General features: G+C 72.9%; 3 protein-coding genes. All 3 read left to right on the top strand.

From position 1 onward, the window contains the following. On the top strand, positions 1–307 hold a 307-nt coding region (locus tag AOK22_RS29805), incomplete at its 5' end, for a hypothetical protein (RefSeq protein ID WP_055701829.1). An 11-nt stretch (positions 308–318) separates the two neighbouring features. After that, positions 319–843 carry a hypothetical protein gene (locus AOK22_RS29800; protein ID WP_341845618.1) on the top strand — a complete coding sequence of 175 codons (525 nt, stop codon included), beginning with the start codon at positions 319–321 and terminating at the stop codon, positions 841–843. Between the two features lie 45 nt (positions 844–888). Then, a complete protein-coding gene (locus AOK22_RS29795; protein WP_055701828.1) occupies positions 889–1,272 on the top strand; it encodes a peptidase inhibitor family I36 protein in 384 nt (127 codons plus the stop codon). Positions 1,273–1,691: the final 419 nt, after the last annotated feature.

Here is a 1,691-nt window from a genome sequence, read left to right as displayed (position 1 = left end):
CGCCGCTCCGGCCGCCCCCGCGGCGGCCGGTCCCGGGGAGGTCTGCTTCTGGCCCGAGCCCGGCCAGATGGGAGGCGGCGCCTGGTGTTACCGGCCCGGCGGGTACGCCGAGGCCGGGGGCGGCGTCCACCGGCACGCCGGTTCCTTCCGCTCCGACTACAACGGCAGCGTCTTCGCCATCCACTTCCCCCGCTGGGGCGGCTGCGTCTACCGCGAGATCCGCGCCTGGGACACGTCCGACAACTGGGACTGGGGCGGCAAGCTCGACGGCGTCGACAGCGAGAAGCGCGACTGCCAGCCCGGATGAGGCGGGCCGCCGTGCCACGCCGATACGGATACGGAGACCGCCCCCGTGTCGCCGCCGTGCTCGCCGCCGCCTGTCTGCTGCTCGGCCTCACCGCCCTCACCGGCTGTGGCGCGCCCCGGCAGCCGACCGTCTCGCTGAACCCCGCCGACACGGTCAAGGCCGCCCAACTCCTGCTCACCGACCGCTGCCTGACCCATCAGGGCCTCACGCCGCCGCGTCAGGGCGAACGGCCCGCGAGCGCGGCCGAGGGGCGGCGCGTCGACCACGCGCTGTTCGGCACCGGGCGGGCCGAGCTCAAGATCACCCTGCCCAGCGGCCACGTCGTCAGCCAGCACACCGACGGCTGCCTCGCGCAGGCGCAGCGCCGGCTGTACGGCGACCAGCGGCGCTGGTTCCAGGCGTCGACGACCGTCAACAACCTCCACTCCAAGGCGCCGTCGCAGGACCGCGCCGCCTATCGGGAGCTGAGCGACCGCGCCCTCCAGCGCGCGCGGACGCTGCTCACCGCCGAGACCCGCACCACCGCACAGCGGTAGCGGAAACACCACCGCACCAACGCGACACACGAAAGGCAGTCCTTCATGAAGCAACCCCTCGCCCTGCTCGCCGCCGTCCTCCTGGCGGCGGGCGGCGCCCTGGCCACCACCACGCCCGCCGCCGCGGCGGAGTGCCCGAGCGGCCACTTCTGTGCCTGGACGGAGGCCAACTTCGCGGGCCAGCGCGCCAACTGGTCGGGTGACGACGAGTGGTGGGAGAGCTGGATCGCCGACGAGGACTCCTCCTGGGCGAACCACGGCATCTCTGGTCCCGGCGTGAAGGACCACGTCATCGTCCACGAGGACGCCGTCCAGTGGCCGTCGACCGGTGGCGCCGCGACGATCTGCCTCTCGCCCGGCCAGGAGGTCGGCTACAACGGCGTGGCCAACGACCGCGGCGACTCCCACACATGGGCCATGGGCTGCTAGACCCGGCCCCGTCGCCGGTCCCCGCGACCGGCGTCCGCCATCGGGCACTGAGTCGGCGCGTGCGGCTCAGTGCCTTTTCGCGTTCCGTGCCTCTTCGCGTTCCGTGCCTTTTCGCGTTCCGCGGCGGATGCGCAGGATGCGCAGGTGAGGGGCGTGTGCGTGGAGGCGTCCGCGGGGCGGGAGCGGCTTCGTACGCACACAATGAGGGGCGCCGTCCGCGTACAAGAAGTCCGCGTACAGGAAGGGGCGCCACACGTGAGCGCACGTCACGACCACGGCCACCATCCGGATCACGACCACGGTCACGATCGGGGTCACTGCCACGACCACGACCAGCGTCACGGTCACAGCCACGACCACGAGCTATCCGCCTCCCACCGCACCTCGGACACGCCTCACCCCCACCCTCACCACCACCC

This window comes from Streptomyces silaceus, assembly GCF_001419745.1.
GTDB lineage: Bacteria > Actinomycetota > Actinomycetes > Streptomycetales > Streptomycetaceae > Streptomyces > Streptomyces silaceus.
This window is presented reverse-complemented; position numbering and strand designations above follow the sequence as displayed.